Genomic DNA, 16,604 nt, shown 5'->3' with positions numbered 1-16,604 from the left:
GGCAAGCGACAGCCCGAAGGCCCGCCGCCCGCACCCGCGGTGCAGCGCATCCGACTGCGCTACACCAAGCGCGGCCGCCTCCGGTTCACCAGCCACCGTGACTTCCAGCGCGCCTTCGAGCGTGCGTTGCGCCGTGCCGAGGTGCCGATGGCGTACTCGGCGGGCTTCACACCGCACCCGAAGGTGTCGTACGCCAATGCCGCACCCACCGGCACGGGCAGTGAGGCGGAATACCTGGAGATCGCGCTCACCGCAGCGCGCGATCCGGAGCGGCTCAGGGCCCTTCTCGACGCGTCGATGCCCACCGGGCTCGACATCGTCGAGGCGGTCGAGGCCCGCACCTCGGGACTCGCCGACCGGCTGACGGCTTCCGTATGGGAGCTGCGGCTGGACGGTGTGCCGCCGGAGGAGGCCCGCCGCGCGGCGGACGCCTTCACCGCCGCCGAGACCGTCGAGGTCCAGCGCCAGGCCAAGAACGGCATCCGCACCTTCGACGCCCGCGCCGCCGTAGTGAGCCTGGAGATCCCAGACCTCACAGAAACACACAGTTCCCAGGCTGATAGGCCGACCGACCAGCCCTGTGCGATACTGCGGCTGGTTGTTCGGCACGTGACGCCTGCCGTACGACCCGACGACGTCCTGTCCGGTCTCCGCGCCGTGGCCGACCTGGCGCCGCCGGTCCCCGCAGCGGTGACCAGGCTGGCGCAGGGGCTGTTCGATGAAGAGACCGGCACGGTGACCGACCCGCTCGCGCCCGACCGCGAGGCAGCGGAGGCCCTCTCAACGGCCGAACCGACTGCCGCCGCGACGGCGCCGGCGTAAGGAAGGTTCCGCGAAGGGACGGACGTCGTAGCGCCGCCCTCGGACTCGGGAGCCACCTGGGTCGGGCAGCGTACCGACCAGCAGACTTTCGCCAGGCCGTACGCATTCGGCGTACGGAACCGGCGAGACAGGACACGGAGAGCTCCCGTGCGGCGCCCGCGCCCCGGACGGCGGCGACGCGCACAGCGCGAGCCGCGGACGTCACCGGCATCGCCGGACCAGGCGCGGCGCCCGGGAGCCTGACGGGAGAAAAGCCCGCATGCTCGAACCGACCGAACCCACAGAGTCCTCAACGGGCTCCGGACAGAACACCCCCAGCGACACCCTGCCGCCTCGTCGGCAGCGGCGTGCCGCGTCCCGCCCGGCGGGTCCCCCCGTCGGCGGCTCCTCCGACGCCCCGGTGGAGACCGTCGCGCCGGCCATACCGGCCGCCGATCCCGACGAACTCGCGACCGAGGTCGTGGAAGCCGCCGAGGACGCGGCCGCCGAGGCGGATGAGACGTCCGAGGCCGCGCAGGCCGCCGAGAGCGCCGAGGAGGCCGCGCCCGCCGCTCCCAGGCGGCGCCGGGCCGTCCGTCGCGCGTCCGCACCTGCCGGGACCCCGGCGGCCGCCGAGGCCGCCGAGACCGTGGTCCCGGTGACCGCCGCCGCTCCGGCCGGCTCCGAGGCGTCGGAGCAGGCCGAGGTCTCCGCCCCCGCCGCGGTGTCCGAGGACGCCGCTCCCCGGCGTACCCGGCGTCGTGCGACCCGCACGGTGACCTCGCCTGCTGCGGCTCCGGCGGAGACGCCCGAGACGGCTCAGGCCGCGTCCGGTGCCCCGGAGCCGGCGGCCGCGACCGGTGGGCCCGCCGAAGAGACCGAGGCCGCCGCGGCCACCGCAGCCGCCGCGTCCACCGAGGTCACCGAGGACGCCGCTCCCCGGCGTACCCGTCGCCGTGCCTCGCGGCGGGTGTCCGCGCCTGCCGGAGCGCCGGAAGGCAACGCCGAGGAGGCGAAGGCACCTGTGACCGAGAACCCCGCCGCCGAGCCCGCCCGCGCCTCCGAGGCCCCCGCCTCCGAGGCCGCTCCCGCGCCGGAGGCCCCCGCCGAAGCCGCCCCTGCCGCGGAACCCGCGGAGCCCGCCGAGGCCGCCGAGGATGCCGCCCCGCGGCGGCGTCGTCGGGTCGCCCGCAGGGCCGCCAGTGGCTTCGCCGAGCCCGCCCAGTCCCCGAGGTCCTCGAAGGCCTCGAAGTCCGCCGCGGCCGACGACACGGCTGACGGTGAGAGCGAGTCGGCCGCGCGCCCCGCGCGTCCCGCTGTCGCCGTGTTCCAGGCGCCCGTGTTCACCGAGCCCCAGTTCCAGACGCCGGAGCGGGCCGCCGCCGCTGCCGCAGCCGAGGCGGCCGTGGCCGACGAGCCCGAGGAGACCGAGGCGTCCGCGCCGGCCGAGGCTCCCCGGGAGGAGCAGTCCGGCGGGTCGCGCCGCCGGCGCCGCCGCCGGGGTGCCGGCGACGAGTCCGAGGCCCCGGCCGCCGAGGCCGCCGCCGCCCAGAGCGCCGACGACGAGTCGGAGGACGCCGAGGACTCCGACGACTCCGACGAGCAAGAGGAGTCCGAGGGGAGCGGCTCGCGCCGCCGCCGTCGCCGGGGCGGTCGCCGCCGTCGGCGTGGCGACTCCGCCGACTCCGACGAGACCACGGACGAGGAGTCCGAGCAGGGCGCCGCGGCCCAGGACGGCGAGGACACGGCCGACGAGGACGAGGAGTCCGACGAGGCCGCCGACCGTGACGAGTCGTCCGGCGGGGGCGGCTCCAGCAGCAGCCGCCGTCGCCGGCGCCGCCGTCGCCGCGCCGGTGACAGCGGCACCGAGTCCGAGACCTCCGACGACGACCCGGAGCGCACGGTCGTCAAGGTCCGCGAGCCCAGGCCGAAGGCGGAGCCGTCCGACGAGGTGCAGTCCATCAAGGGCTCGACCCGTCTGGAGGCCAAGAAGCAGCGCCGCCGCGAAGGCCGCGAGCAGGGCCGCCGCCGCGTCCCGATCATCACCGAGGCCGAGTTCCTGGCCCGCCGCGAGGCCGTCGAGCGCGTGATGGTCGTCCGCCAGCACGGCGACCGTACGCAGATCGGCGTCCTCGAGGACAACGTGCTCGTCGAGCACTACGTCAACAAGGAGCAGTCGACCTCGTACGTCGGCAACGTCTACCTGGGCAAGGTCCAGAACGTGCTGCCGTCGATGGAGGCCGCCTTCATCGACATCGGCAAGGGCCGCAACGCCGTCCTGTACGCCGGTGAGGTCAACTTCGAGGCGCTCGGCATGGCCAACGGGCCGCGGCGCATCGAGTCGGCCCTGAAGTCCGGCCAGTCGGTCCTCGTGCAGGTCACCAAGGACCCCATCGGGCACAAGGGCGCCCGTCTGACCAGCCAGGTCTCCCTCCCGGGCCGCTACCTCGTGTACGTCCCCGAGGGCTCCATGACCGGCATCAGCCGCAAGCTGCCCGACACCGAGCGGGCCCGGCTGAAGACCATCCTCAAGAAGATCGTCCCCGAGGACGCGGGCGTCATCGTGCGCACCGCGGCCGAGGGCGCGAGCGAGGACGAGCTGCGCCGGGACGTCGAGCGACTGCAGCAGCAGTGGGAGGACATCCAGAAGAAGGCCAAGAGCGGCAACGCGCCGACGCTGCTCTACGGCGAGCCGGACATGACCGTCCGGGTCGTGCGCGACATCTTCAACGAGGACTTCTCCAAGGTCGTCGTCAGCGGTGACGACGCCTGGTCGACCATCCACGGGTACGTCTCGCACGTCGCCCCCGACCTGGCCGAGCGGCTGTCGAAGTGGACCTCCGAGGTCGACGTCTTCGCCACGTACCGGATCGACGAGCAGCTCGCCAAGGCCCTGGACCGCAAGGTCTGGCTGCCCAGCGGCGGTTCGCTGGTGATCGACCGGACCGAGGCGATGGTCGTCGTCGACGTCAACACCGGCAAGTTCACCGGTCAGGGCGGCAACCTGGAAGAGACCGTCACCAGAAACAACCTGGAGGCGGCCGAGGAGATCGTGCGCCAGCTGCGGCTGCGCGACCTCGGCGGCATCATCGTCATCGACTTCATCGACATGGTGCTGGAGTCCAACCGGGACCTGGTGCTGCGGCGCCTGCTGGAGTGCCTGGGCCGGGACCGGACCAAGCACCAGGTGGCGGAGGTGACCTCGCTGGGGCTTGTGCAGATGACCCGCAAGCGGGTCGGGCAGGGCCTGCTGGAGTCCTTCTCCGAGACCTGCGTCCACTGCAACGGCCGCGGTGTCATCGTGCACATGGAGCAGCCGACCGGCGCCGGCGGCGGAGGCGGCGGCAAGCGCAAGAAGCGCGCGCGTGCCGGTGCCGCCGAGCAGCCGCACGTCCACGAGGCGGCCGCCGTCGAGACCGCCGAGCAGGAGGCGCAGACCGAGGCGGAGGTGGGTGCCGAGATCGCCGAGCCGATCGCCCTGCCCGAGCCGTCCTTCGAGCCCGACGAGGAGCTGTACAGCAGCGCCGCCGAGGCGGAGGCCGCGGCCGGACGCGGCCGTACCAGGCGCCGGGCGAGCAGGCGGGCGTCCGCTCCGGCGGGTGCGCCGCGCGGTGAGACGGCGGAGCCGAAGGCCAGGAAGGGCAGGAAGGCCGAGCAGGCCGAGGCCGAGGTACCGACGGCGCAGGACGTGACCGCCGCCGAGGAGGTCGCCCGTCCGGTGCAGCCGGAGCCGGCCACCGAGGCGCAGGCCGAGCCGATGGCCGTCGAGGACCCGGTCGTCGAGGCCCCGGCCGCCGCCGTAGAGGCTCCGGCCGTCGAGGAGGCCGCGCCCAAGGGCCGTGGCCGTCGGCGGGCGACGCGCAAGGTGTCGGCTCCGGCCGGTTCTCCGGCGGGAGCGGAGGCGACCGTGGTGACGGTCTCCGAGACCGCGCCCGCCGCAGCCGAGGCCGCGGAGGCGCCCGAGCCGGCCACGGAGACGCCCGAGGCGCCCGCCGAGAGCGCCGCCCCGGCCCGTCCGCGGCGCCGTGCCGTGCGCAAGCCCACCGCGTCCACCGCCTCCGAGGAAGCGGCCGTCGTGGTCGTCTCGTCGGCCGCGGAGGGGGCGTCGGACGTCGCGGCCCCGGCCGCCGCCGAGGCCACCCCGGAGACCGCCGAGGAGCCGGCTCCGGCCAAGAAGACGGCCCGCAAGACGGCGAAGAAGGCCACGGCGAAGAAGGCCGCCACCAAGAAGACGGCCGCGAAGAAGACCGCGGCCAAGAAGACGACGGCCAAGAAGGCGGCGACCACCAAGACCGCCGCGAAGAAGACCGCGTCGAAGAAGACCGTGGCGGCGGAGCAGACGGTGTCGTCCGCGTCCTCCGTCTCGGCCTCCACCGACGAGGGCTGACATCCCGCCCCTGTGCGACCGGCGTGACCGGTCGCACAGGCGGCGGACCGGCCTCGGTTTGACCCCCCTGGCCGGGGCCCCGTAACCTTGACCGTCGGCGTGTCGAATGACGCGTCACATCCCCGTAAACCTCACCCTCCGGGCGCCGGGCGCCCAGGAGAGGCTGCTCGCTGAGTCGGGCGGCTGGCCTGCGGGGGTGCCGTTTCCCCGAGCGAGAGAGAGTTCCGCGTGTACGCCATCGTGCGCAGCGGTGGTCGCCAGCACAAGGTTGCTGTCGGCGACATCGTTGAGGTTGACAAGATTTCCACCGCCCAGGTTGGCGACACGGTCGAGCTCTCGACCCTGCTCGTTGTCGACGGCGACTCCGTGACCAGCGACCCGTGGGTGCTGGCCGGCATCAAGGTCCAGGCCGAGGTCGTGGACCACCACAAGGGCCAGAAGATCGACATTCTGCGCTACAAGAACAAGACCGGTTACCGCCGTCGCCAGGGCCACCGCCAGCAGTACACGGCGATCAAGGTCACTGAGATCCCCGCGGCTGCGAAGTAAGGGACTGAGGAGAAATGGCACACAAGAAGGGCGCATCGTCCACTCGGAACGGTCGCGACTCCAATGCCCAGCGGCTCGGCGTGAAGCGCTTCGGCGGTCAGGTCGTCAACGCGGGTGAGATCCTGGTCCGTCAGCGTGGCACCCACTTCCACCCGGGCACCGGCGTCGGCCGTGGCGGCGACGACACGCTGTTCGCCCTGGCCGCCGGTTCGGTGCAGTTCGGCACCCACCGTGGCCGCAAGGTCGTGAACATCGTTCCGGTCGCCTGACCGGAAGCTTTCGCGAGGCGGACCTCACTTCCCTCACGGGAAGCGGGTCCGCCTTTCGCGTGTTGGTTCTCAGAGAACACCCCGTACGTAACTGGAGGCACATCCCATGACCACCTTCGTGGACCGCGTCGAGCTGCATGTCGCCGCGGGTAACGGAGGCCACGGCTGTGCCTCCGTCCACCGTGAGAAGTTCAAGCCGCTGGGCGGACCGGACGGCGGCAACGGCGGTCGCGGCGGGGACGTGATCCTCACCGTCGACCAGTCGATCACCACGCTTCTCGACTACCACCACTCCCCGCACCGCAAGGCCACCAACGGCAAGCCCGGCGAGGGCGGCAACCGCTCCGGCAAGGACGGCCAGGACCTGGTGCTGGCGGTGCCGGACGGCACGGTGGTGCTGGACAAGGCGGGCAACGTCCTCGCCGACATGGTCGGACAGGGCACGTCCTTCGTCGCCGCGCAGGGCGGCCGGGGCGGGCTCGGCAACGCGGCGCTGGCCTCCGCGCGGCGCAAGGCGCCCGGCTTCGCGCTGCTCGGCGAGCCGGGGGACCTGCGGGACGTCGTCCTGGAGCTGAAGACGGTCGCCGACGTGGCGCTCGTCGGGTACCCGAGCGCCGGCAAGTCGTCCCTGATCTCGGTGCTGAGCGCCGCCAAGCCGAAGATCGCCGACTACCCCTTCACCACGCTCGTCCCGAACCTCGGTGTCGTCACGGCCGGTTCGACCGTGTACACGATCGCCGACGTGCCCGGGCTGATCCCCGGCGCCAGCCAGGGCAAGGGCCTGGGCCTGGAGTTCCTGCGCCACGTGGAGCGGTGCAGCGTGCTCGTGCACGTCCTGGACACCGCCACGCTGGAGTCGGACCGCGACCCGGCCTCCGACCTCGACATCATCGAGGAGGAGCTGCGGCAGTACGGCGGGTTGGACAACCGCCCGCGGATCGTCGTCCTGAACAAGACCGACGTACCGGACGGCAAGGACCTGGCCGAGATGGTGCGGCCCGATCTGGAGGCGCGCGGGTACCGCGTGTTCGAGGTGTCGGCCGTGGCGCATCTGGGGCTGAAGGAGCTGTCCTTCGCACTCGCGGAGCTCGTGGCCACGTCCCGGGCGGCGAAGCCGAAGGAAGAGGCCACCCGGATCGTGATCCGGCCGAAGGCCGTGGACGACACGGGCTTCACCGTGACCCGCGAGGCCGACGGCCTGTTCCGGGTGCGCGGCGAGAAGCCCGAGCGGTGGGTGCGGCAGACCGACTTCAACAACGACGAGGCGGTCGGCTACCTGGCGGACCGGCTCAACCGGCTCGGTGTCGAAGAGTCGCTGGTGAAGGCGGGTGCCCGGGGCGGCGACGGCGTCGCCATCGGACCCGAGGACAACGCGGTCGTCTTCGACTGGGAGCCGTCCCTGACGGCCGGGGCGGAGATGCTGGGCCGACGGGGCGAGGACCACCGGTTCGAGGGGGAGCGCCCGGCGGCGCAGCGCCGTAGGGACCGGCAGGCCGAGAGGGACGAGGCGCAGCAGGAGTTCGACGACTTCGAGCCGTTCTGAGTTAACAAAGCGCAAATTCGCGACCGACTTTGATGCAACCAAGTCGTTCTCCGGGGTGTCGTAGAGGGCAGAGCGGATGAGGATCTTGTTCCTCGCCGCGCAGCACCTGCCCATGCGATCAACGGAGTTGACGTACGTGCCCCAGTCCACGAGCAAGCGCGGGATCGGCCGCGGTCTCGGAGTAGCGGCGGCGATCGCCGTCGTTGCCGCCGTCACCGTCCCGGTGGCCGCGCACGCCGCCACCGAGGCAGGCGCCGCCGAGTCCGCCGCGACGAAGCCCCACGACGACTTCAACGGCGACGGCTACGCGGATCTCGCCGTGGCCGCCCCGACCGCGACCGTCGGCGGCAAGAAGGGCGCCGGCTACGTCGCCGTCATCTACGGCACGGCGAACGGGCTGAACACCACCAAGCGGCAGGTGTTCAGCCAGAACACGGCCGGTGTGCCCGGCAGCGCCGAGACGGACGACGAGTTCGGCGGCGCGCTCGACACCGCCGACCTCGACCGCGACGGATACGCGGACCTGGTCGTGGGCGTCGGCGGCGAGGACACGGCCGACGGCGGTGCCGAATCCGGGCTGGTCGAGGTCCTGTGGGGCGGTCCCAAGGGCCTGTCCGGTGGTGCGGTAGTGGCCACGGGCAAGGAGTACGACGGGATCAACAATCAGGCGGGTCTGGTCCTCGGGGACGTCGACGGCGACGGTGCCGAGGACCTGGTGACCGTGCAGAACCAGCACGATCTGCGGGTCCTGAAGGGCCCGTTCTCCCGGGACGGCTCCACGGCCCACGGCGAGCAGGTCGTGAAGGACGAGTTCGACAGCCGGATCCTCGACCTGGCCACCGGCGACGTCGACGGCGACGGTGTCACGGACGTCGCCGCCACCCAGAACGACGGCGACGAGTGGGACGCCCGCCGGGTCGTGTACTGGCCGGGCTCCCGGCAGGGACTGAAGCCGTACACCACCGTGGAAGGCGCCGACGGCTACCGGATCCAGGGCGGTGAGAACCTCGACATCGGGGACGTCGACCAGGACGGCGTCGACGACATCGTGGTCGGCCGGGCCGTCACCGGGTACGACAGCGACCTCGACACTCCCGCCGCCAAGGGCGGCCGGGTGACCTGGATCCCGGGCACCTCGAACGGGCCGGACGGCACCAGGGCCGCGCACCTCAACCAGGACAGCCCCGGCGTGCCCGGCAGCGCCGAGGCGGGCGACGGCTTCGGGACCGATGTCCGGGTCGCCGACGTCAACGGCGACGGCTACCCGGACGTGGCGACCGGGCTGCCCGGGGAGAACCTGGGCGGTGTGGCCGACGCGGGCGCGGTCGTCGTCCTGCGCGGCACCGCGAAGGGGCTCACCGGCACCGGCGCCCAGGTGGTCACGCAGGACACGCCCAACGTGCCGGGTGCCGCCGAGAAGGGCGACACCTTCGGCAAGGCCGTCCACCTCGCCGACGCGAACGGCGACGGCCTGGCCGACGTGGCCGCCGGCGCGCCGGGGGAGAACGGCAACGCCGGGTCCGTCTGGTACTTCCGGTCCGGACCGACCACCGTCGTGAGCCCGAACGGCACCACGACCTTCGGAAACACCCTCCTCGGCACCACCGCCACAGACGCCCGGCTCGGCACCGGCTTCTCCGGCTGATCACCTGTCAGACTCGCCCCAGCAACGGCTTGTTCCGATGCTGGCGGCGAGTCTCTTTTTGTCTGCTTAGTTGTCATGTACGTGAACCCCGACGTTCAGCGGGCGGGTCGCCCGCGAGCGTGAAGCTTCCCAGTGTCCAAGTGGCCAGCGAGGTAAGGGAGTCAGCCGATGACAGCAGGATCGCCCGACCGACGCCGCTTTCTGACCGCAGGCGCCGCGGTGCTAGGCGCCGCCGCCTCCGCCCAGCTGTGGCTTCCGGCCGCCGCCCGCGCGGCCGAGACGCCGCTGCCCGACGGTGTGTTCAGCCTCGGCGTCTCCTCAGGTGACCCGCTGCCCGACGGCATCGTGCTGTGGACCAGGCTCGCCCCCGACCCGCTGAACGGCGGGGGCATGCCCGACCGGGTGGTGCCGGTCGAGTGGCAGCTCGCGGAGGACCACCGGTTCAGAAAGCTCGTCCGACGCGGCACCGCCCAGGCCCGGCCCGAGTACGGGCACAGCGTTCACGTGGACGTACGCGGGCTCCGCGCGGACCGTGCGTACTACTACCGCTTCCGCACCAGCGGGCAGCTCTCGCCCACCGGCCGCACCCGCACCGCGCCCCACCCCCACAGCTCCGGTGGCTCCCTGCGCATGGCCCTCGCGTCCTGCCAGAACTGGCAGCACGGCTATTTCACGCCATACGCGGACATGCTTGATCAGGACCCCGACGTCGTGGTCTTCGTCGGCGACTACATCTACGAGTCCACGCCCTCGGCGACGGGCGTACGACGGCACGAGGGCACCGGTGAGCCCTTCAGCCTCGTCCAGTACCGCAACCGGTACGCCCAGTACCGCACCGACCCGGACCTCGCGGCGATGCACGCGAACGCGCCCTTCGTGGTGAGCTTCGACGACCACGAGGTGGACAACGACTTCGCGGGCGAGATCCCGCAGGACCCCGACAAGCAGCCGCACGACGCGTTCGTGGCCCGGCTGACCGCGGCCTACCAGGCGTTCTACGAGCACATGCCGGTCCGCGCCACCGCCGTCCCCGACGGACCGCACATCCGGATGCACCGCCGCCTGGAGTTCGGCCGCCTGGCCCGGCTCAACGTCCTGGACACCCGGCAGTACCGCAGCGACCAGGCCACCAGCCAGGCCGGGGCCCAGGACCCGTCGCTGACCATGCTGGGCGCGCAGCAGAAACGGTGGCTGCTGGACGGGCTCAAGAACTCGCCCGCCCGCTGGAACCTCATCGCCTCCCAGATCATGATGGCTGAGACGGACCTCAAGGTCGGCGAGGGCAAGCTCTGGTTCTACGACGCCTGGGACGGCTACCAGGCCGAACGCAACCAGTTCTCCCAGGAGTTCAAGCAGGTCCGCAACCCCGTGGTGCTCTCCGGCGACCGGCATCTGACGATGATCAGCGACCTCAAGGAGGACTACGCCGACCCGGACTCCGCGGTCGTCGGCGCCGAGTTCGTCGGCACCTCCATCTCCAGCAACGGCGACCAGGACCAGGAGGCCTTCCGCAAGGAGTGGGACCCGCGGCGTCCGGACAACCCGCACTGGAAGCTGCTCGACGCGCACCGCGGCTACCACCTCTTCGACGTCCGCCGTGACGGCATCGACGCGCAGGTGAGGGTGGTCGACACCGTACGGCAGCCGACCTCGGTACCGAGCACACTGGCGAGGCTGCGGGTCGAGGCGGGCCGGCCGGGCGTCGAGGTGGTCTGACAGTCTTCGACCGCCGGACTGACGGGAGCCTGGGACTCATCGGAGTCCCAGGCTCTTCCCTTACCCCGACCGATACCGAAACGCTGCGGAATCTTTACCGCGAATTCCGCGGCAATGGACGGCTGGGCAAGCGGTATTGCAGGGGACAGTGAAGACCGGTCCTCGGGCGATCACCGTGACGACTGCCACGGTGATCGGATGCCGCACCACACCGCCAAGACGCGTACCGTGCACCAGACACCGTCCGAGGAACTCGTGAAGGCTTCACGGAGTCGTCTCACCAATCACCGGCACCCCAAGGTGAATGACAGGTTGCGCGCACATATGTGGCGAAGGTCGCTCACCTTGCACTGCGGTAACCACAAGTGGGACCATTTCCAAGTTCCCTGTCGCCCCGAGGTAGGTCACCTGTGTCCCAGCACATAGCCAAGCCCCGTACCACCGCAGTGATCCTGGCTGGTGGTACCGGTCAGCGCGTTGGTCTGTCGATCCCCAAGCAGCTGCTGAAGATCGCCGGCAAGGCAGTCATCGAGCACACGCTGACCACCTTCGAGAACGCCGACTCGATCGACGACGTCATCGTGCTGATGGCGCAGGGCTACGTGCCCGACGTCGAGAAGATCGTGGCGAAGGCCGGATTCAAGAAGGTCTCGAAGATCATCGAGGGCGGCTCCACGCGGAACGAGACCACCGAGCGCGCCATCGCCGCGCTGGGCGAGGGCCTGGCCGAGGGCGAGGACGCCAACGTCCTCTTCCACGACGCCGTGCGCCCCCTGCTGTCGCAGCGCGTCATCGACGACTGCGTCGTCGCGCTGGAGCGCTTCCAGGCCGTCGACGTGGCCATCCCGTCCGCGGACACCATCATCGTCACGCGCACGCACGGCGAGGACGGCGAGTTCATCACCGAGATCCCGGACCGCTCCCGGCTGCGCCGCGGCCAGACCCCGCAGGCCTTCAAGCTGTCCACGATCAAGCGGGCCTACGAGGTCGCCTCGAACGACCCCAACTTCCAGGCCACCGACGACTGCTCCGTCGTGCTCAAGTACCTGCCGGACGTGCCGATCCACGTCGTCGCGGGTGACGAGTACAACATGAAGGTCACGCAGCCCGTCGACGTCTTCATCGCCGACAAGCTCTTCCAGCTCGCCTCGACCGCCGCGCCCGAGCAGGTCTCCGAGGAGGCCTACCGCGAGCTCCTCACCGGCAAGACGATGGTCGTCTTCGGCGGCTCCTACGGCATCGGCAAGGACATCGGCGAGCTCGCCGAGTCCTACGGCGCCAAGGTCTACGCCCTCGGCCGCTCCACCACCGGCACCCACGTGGAGAACCCGGAGGAGGTCGACGACGCCCTGTCCAAGGCGTACGCCGAGACCGGCCGCATCGACTACGTGGTCAACACCGCCGGCGTGCTGCGCATAGGCAAGCTCGCCGAGACCGACAACGCCACCATCGAGGAGGCGCTGAAGGTCAACTACCTGGCCCCGGTCCAGATCGCCCGTTCGTCGTACAAGTACCTGTCCGAGACCAACGGCCAGCTCCTGCTCTACACCTCCAGCAGCTACACCCGCGGCCGCGCCGAGTACAGCCTGTACTCCTCCACCAAGGCCGCCATGGTGAACCTCACCCAGGCGCTGTCCGACGAGTGGGCCGGCGACGGCGTCCGCGTCAACTGCATCAACCCCGAGCGCACCGCCACCCCCATGCGCACCAAGGCCTTCGGCCAGGAGCCCTCGGGTTCCCTGCTGTCCTCCGAGGCCGTGGCCCGCACCTCGCTCGACGTGCTGCTGTCCGAGCTGACCGGCCACGTCATCGACGTCCGCCAGCAGGACCCGACGGCCGGCGCGGCCCGGGCCTCCGGCTTCGAGCAGGCGCTCGCCACGGTTCTGGACCGGCAGGACGGCGTGTAATAATTGGCGCCAAATAGACTCCGGTAATTCAGGCCTCTGCGGTCTCCTGTTCACGAAGTTCTTCGACAGGAGTGTTCGCAGGGGCCTGAATCCATACCGTCCCGCGAATATTCACAGACCAGCCGCAATTCCGAACCAGACCGGCACACCCCTCCCAAGAGCAGGTTTCTCCGTGATATCCACCGCTATTCGCGTCGCCCGGGTGGGCAGTGCGGCCCAGCTGGCCGCGGCGGTCCTCATGATGGCGGGCTACCCCGCCCTCATGCTGGCCGCGCTCGTCCCGAGCGTCCCCGCCTTCGCGGCAGCGGCCGCAGTGACGTACCTGGCGGACCACTATCTGCACCGCAAGGGCAGCTATCTGATCAACCGCCTCAGCAAGGTGCGGGCCGGCCTGTCGATCCGCTTCCTGATCCGGCAGCTGCTCCTCGTCCTGCTGCTGGCCCGGCTGTCCCTCGCGGACAACCTGATCTACTACGGGGCGATCGCCTGCTTCATCGCCTTCTACGGTCTGCAGGCCCCGCACGGCGCGCTGGTCCAGCTGATCCGCAACCGCCGCCGCATGCCGGTCGCCACCCGCAACGTCGACCTCAAGTCGCGCATCCGCATCCCGGACGCCCCGCCGCGCAAGCTGCTGCACCGCTCCGCCGAGAAGATGCTCCACATCGACCTCTTCGCGGTCGCCGGCATCCTGCTCGCCGCGCAGGTGAAGTCCGCCCTCGTCGGCTTCGTCGGTATCGGCATCACGGTGGCCCTCGGCACGCTGTACGTGCTGGCGCTCGTGCCGTTCGTGCGCGGCCGGAAGATCCCGCCGAAGGCCGAGACGGTCCTGGCCGCCGTGGACGACTGGCTGGGCGAGTACCAGCCGGAGACGGTCCTGTACTTCTCCGGTTCGAAGGACTCCGCCTACCAGGTCAACATGTGGCTGGACACCATGGAGAAGCTGGACTCCAAGCCGCTGATCATCCTGCGTGAGCGGGCCATCCTGAACAATCTGGCGCCCACCACGGTCCCGGTCGTCTGCGTGCCCGGAGGGGTGCACCTGATGAACATGGACCTGTCGACGGTGCGGGTCGCGCTCTACGCGGCCAACGTCGGCAAGAACATCCACATGCTGCGCGTGCCCACGATCAAGCACGTCTTCATCGGCCACGGCGACAGCGACAAGCTCGCCAGCGTCAACCCGTACAGCAAGGTCTACGACGAGGTGTGGACGGCGGGCCGCGCGGGCCGCGACCGCTACGCCATCGCCGACGTCGGTGTCCGCGACGACGACATCGTCGAGGTCGGCCGCCCGCAGCTCGCCCCGATCCAGACCTGGCAGGGCGTGCCCGAGGGACGCATCCCGACCGTGCTGTACGCCCCCACCTGGGAGGGCTGGGACGGCAACCCGGGCAACACCTCGGTCGTCCTGGCCGGCGAGAACATCGTGCAGCAGCTCGTGCAGGCCGACCCGCCGGTCCGCGTCCTGTACAAGCCGCACCCGTTCACCGGCAACGTCAGCAAGGAGGCCGGCGCCGCCCACCGGCGGATCGTCGCCCTGGTCCAGAAGGCCGCCGCCGAGCGCGCCATCGACACGCGCTTCGTCGCCGACACGGCCGTCCAGGCCGACGCCAAGGCCGAGCTGGCCCGGATCGAGGCCCGGCTCGCGCAGCTGTCCGGCTCCGGCGGCGAGCGCCGCGACGAGGCCGAGGCCACCCGTGACGGGCAGGTCGACATCGCCCGGCACGAGGAGGTCGCCCGGCTGCGCGCCGAGTGGAACGACGCCTACTGGCGTTCCTTCCCCGCCTGGGAGCACCGCGTCATCACCGGCGCCGACCCGCGGCTGTACGACTGCTTCAACGTCTCCGACGCGATGGTCTCCGACATCTCCAGCGTGGTCTCCGACTTCATCGCGAGCGGCAAGCCGTACGCGGTCACGGACTCCGCCGAGGTGGGCGTCGAGGAGTTCAAGCGGAACAACACGGCGGTGCGCGCCGCGGTGATCCTGTCCAACAGCGCGGCCGAGCTGGGCGAGCTGCTCGGCGCCGTCCGCGACCGGGCCGCCGATCCGCTGGCCGAGGACCGCAAGGAACTCAAGCAGTACCTGCTGGGCCCGGACGAGCCGACCTCCCTCGCCCAGTTCAACACCGCCGTCGCGAACCTCGCGCTCAAGGCCGAGACGCGCAACGTCGGCCAGGAGTCACGGGTGGCGGCCGCCCTGGCCGATGCCGAGGTCGACGCCGAGGCCGACGCCGAGCTGGCGAACGCCGTGCCCGGGCAGCGGACGCCCGCGGCCGGTGACACGGACGGTGTCGGCGCCGGCTGACCCGAACCCGCCTGCATCAGGGCTCGGCCCCGAGAAGTCTCCTTCTCGGGGCCGAGCCCTTTCGCATGCCCGCCGCCTGTCGATTCATTGTGTGACGTGTCCCACTAACACGTGCGTGCGAGGCAACCGCTTGCCCTGATCACCCGTCTTGCAAGTAGCGAATGAGGCGATACGGGGGGAATATCCCATTGACTAGGGGGAAACGTGGCCGTTGCGCAGCCTGATGTGAGTGTGATCATCGGGGCGTACGAAGCGATGCCGTATCTGATCGAGTGCCTCTCGTCCGTCGAGGCACAGACCATCGATCCAGAGCGCGTCGAGGTCATCGCGGTGGACGACGGATCGACGGACGGGACGGGGGAGTACCTGGAGGAGTTCGCCGAGCGCGCTCCCATGCGCGTCCTGGTGACCCGTCAGGAGAACTCCGGCGGCCCCAGCGGCCCGCGCAACGTCGGCCTGTCCAAGGCGACCGGACGCTACGTCTTCTTCCTCGACGCCGACGACCGGCTGGGCCCCGAGGCCCTGGAGCGGATGGTCGCCATGGCCGACCGCGCGGGTACGGACGTCGTCCTCGGCAAGGTCGAGGGCGTCAACCGATCGGCGCCGAAGTCCATGTGGGGCAGGACGGTGGAGCGGACCGACGTCTTCTCCTCCAACATCAAGTTCACGCTCAGCGCGCAGAAGCTGTTCCGCCGCGAGCTGCTGGACCGGCACGGCATGCGGTTCGACGAGTCGCTGTTCACCGGCGAGGACGCGCTGTTCACCATGGAGGCGTACCTGCGGGCGAACGGCGTCTCCGTGGTCGCCGACCACACCTGCTACTACCTGGTCGGCCGCGACGACGGCAAGCACGTGACCAAGAGCGGCAGTTACGCGCTGCGGTTCGACTCCGCGCGGGCCCTGATGAACCTGATCGCCGAGCACGTCCCCGCGGGCGAGCGGCGCGACCAGCTGATGCTCCGGCCCTTACTCGTCACACTGCTCCCGCAGTTCGGGCCCAAGTACCTCACCGACAGCGAGGAGATCCGCCGGCACAAGTTCGAGCTGGCCAAGCCCCTGCTGGACGCCCACTGGACCGCGGGCGCCGCCCAGCGCCTCAAGGTCCACGAGCGGCTGCGCCTGCACCTGGTCGCCGAGCAGCGGCCCGAGCTGCTCATCGAGGTCGTGAAGTTCGTCAAGGCCAAGAAGCAGGCGGCGGCGCTCCTGGAGCGCAAGGGCCGCCGCGTCTACCTGGCTTATCCGCACTTCCGCGACCGCGCCGCCGGCGTCCCCGACTGGGTGTACCTCGCCGAGCCGCGCGAGGCCCGCGCCTTCCCGGGCTACCGCGAGGGCGGCGCCCACACGTTCGTACGCCGGGCGGTGCGCAAGGCGCGGCGGGTGCTGACGCCGCGTGAGGTGCGGTCGGCGGCGTGACCACGGAAGCGGGGGCCGGCTTTCGCGCGGCCCCCGCTTCCGTCCCGCCCGTACCGTCGCTCAGCCCCG

At 71.1% G+C, this 16,604-nt stretch carries 10 protein-coding genes; all 10 read left to right on the top strand.

The window, feature by feature from the left end:
• Positions 1–39: 39 nt before the first annotated feature.
• The 10 genes from ACFZBT_RS01260 to ACFZBT_RS01215 all read left to right on the top strand — a co-directional run bounded on the left by ACFZBT_RS01260 (position 40) and on the right by ACFZBT_RS01215 (position 16,535).
• On the top strand, positions 40–822 hold the full coding sequence (locus ACFZBT_RS01260; RefSeq protein WP_391097500.1) for a TIGR03936 family radical SAM-associated protein: 783 nt from the start codon (positions 40–42) through the stop codon (positions 820–822).
• A 259-nt stretch (positions 823–1,081) separates the two neighbouring features.
• Positions 1,082–5,188, top strand: coding sequence for an Rne/Rng family ribonuclease (locus ACFZBT_RS01255; protein ID WP_391097499.1), 4,107 nt, complete (start codon positions 1,082–1,084; stop codon positions 5,186–5,188).
• A gap of 228 nt (positions 5,189–5,416) precedes the next feature.
• Positions 5,417–5,737 carry a 50S ribosomal protein L21 gene (gene rplU, locus ACFZBT_RS01250; protein ID WP_010041937.1) on the top strand — a complete coding sequence of 107 codons (321 nt, stop codon included), beginning with the start codon at positions 5,417–5,419 and terminating at the stop codon, positions 5,735–5,737.
• Between the two features lie 14 nt (positions 5,738–5,751).
• A complete protein-coding gene (gene rpmA / locus ACFZBT_RS01245; protein ID WP_215121439.1) occupies positions 5,752–6,006 on the top strand; it encodes a 50S ribosomal protein L27 in 255 nt (84 codons plus the stop codon).
• 106 nt (positions 6,007–6,112) lie between these two features.
• The gene (gene obgE, locus ACFZBT_RS01240) at positions 6,113–7,549 is read left to right on the top strand and encodes a GTPase ObgE (RefSeq protein WP_391097498.1); all 1,437 of its coding nucleotides are present in this window, start codon (positions 6,113–6,115) and stop codon (positions 7,547–7,549) included.
• A 76-nt stretch (positions 7,550–7,625) separates the two neighbouring features.
• The gene (locus ACFZBT_RS01235) at positions 7,626–9,194 is read left to right on the top strand and encodes a VCBS repeat-containing protein (protein ID WP_391097497.1); all 1,569 of its coding nucleotides are present in this window, start codon (positions 7,626–7,628) and stop codon (positions 9,192–9,194) included.
• A gap of 168 nt (positions 9,195–9,362) precedes the next feature.
• Positions 9,363–10,910, top strand: coding sequence for an alkaline phosphatase D family protein (locus tag ACFZBT_RS01230; protein WP_391097496.1), 1,548 nt, complete (start codon positions 9,363–9,365; stop codon positions 10,908–10,910).
• A gap of 410 nt (positions 10,911–11,320) precedes the next feature.
• Positions 11,321–12,817 (top strand): D-ribitol-5-phosphate cytidylyltransferase, encoded by a 1,497-nt coding sequence (locus ACFZBT_RS01225; protein ID WP_391097495.1) that lies wholly within the window; start codon positions 11,321–11,323, stop codon positions 12,815–12,817.
• Positions 12,818–13,019: 202 nt separating this feature from the next.
• Positions 13,020–15,122 carry a hypothetical protein gene (locus ACFZBT_RS01220; protein WP_391097864.1) on the top strand — a complete coding sequence of 701 codons (2,103 nt, stop codon included), beginning with the start codon at positions 13,020–13,022 and terminating at the stop codon, positions 15,120–15,122.
• Between the two features lie 204 nt (positions 15,123–15,326).
• The gene (locus tag ACFZBT_RS01215) at positions 15,327–16,535 is read left to right on the top strand and encodes a glycosyltransferase (RefSeq protein ID WP_391097494.1); all 1,209 of its coding nucleotides are present in this window, start codon (positions 15,327–15,329) and stop codon (positions 16,533–16,535) included.
• Positions 16,536–16,604: the final 69 nt, after the last annotated feature.

The sequence above is a fragment of the Streptomyces sp. NPDC008137 genome, from assembly GCF_042957035.1.
Lineage (GTDB): Bacteria > Actinomycetota > Actinomycetes > Streptomycetales > Streptomycetaceae > Streptomyces.
Note: the sequence above shows the minus strand (reverse complement) of the source record. Positions and strands in the feature narration are given on the sequence as shown.

Coding starts and splice junctions, on each gene's coding strand:
- ACFZBT_RS01255 (WP_391097499.1), top strand. CDS start 1,082: ATGCTCGAACCGACCGAACCCACAGAGTCCTCAACGGGCTCCGGACAG.
- rpmA (WP_215121439.1), top strand. CDS start 5,752: ATGGCACACAAGAAGGGCGCATCGTCCACTCGGAACGGTCGCGACTCC.
- obgE (WP_391097498.1), top strand. CDS start 6,113: ATGACCACCTTCGTGGACCGCGTCGAGCTGCATGTCGCCGCGGGTAAC.
- ACFZBT_RS01235 (WP_391097497.1), top strand. CDS start 7,626: ATGAGGATCTTGTTCCTCGCCGCGCAGCACCTGCCCATGCGATCAACG.
- ACFZBT_RS01230 (WP_391097496.1), top strand. CDS start 9,363: ATGACAGCAGGATCGCCCGACCGACGCCGCTTTCTGACCGCAGGCGCC.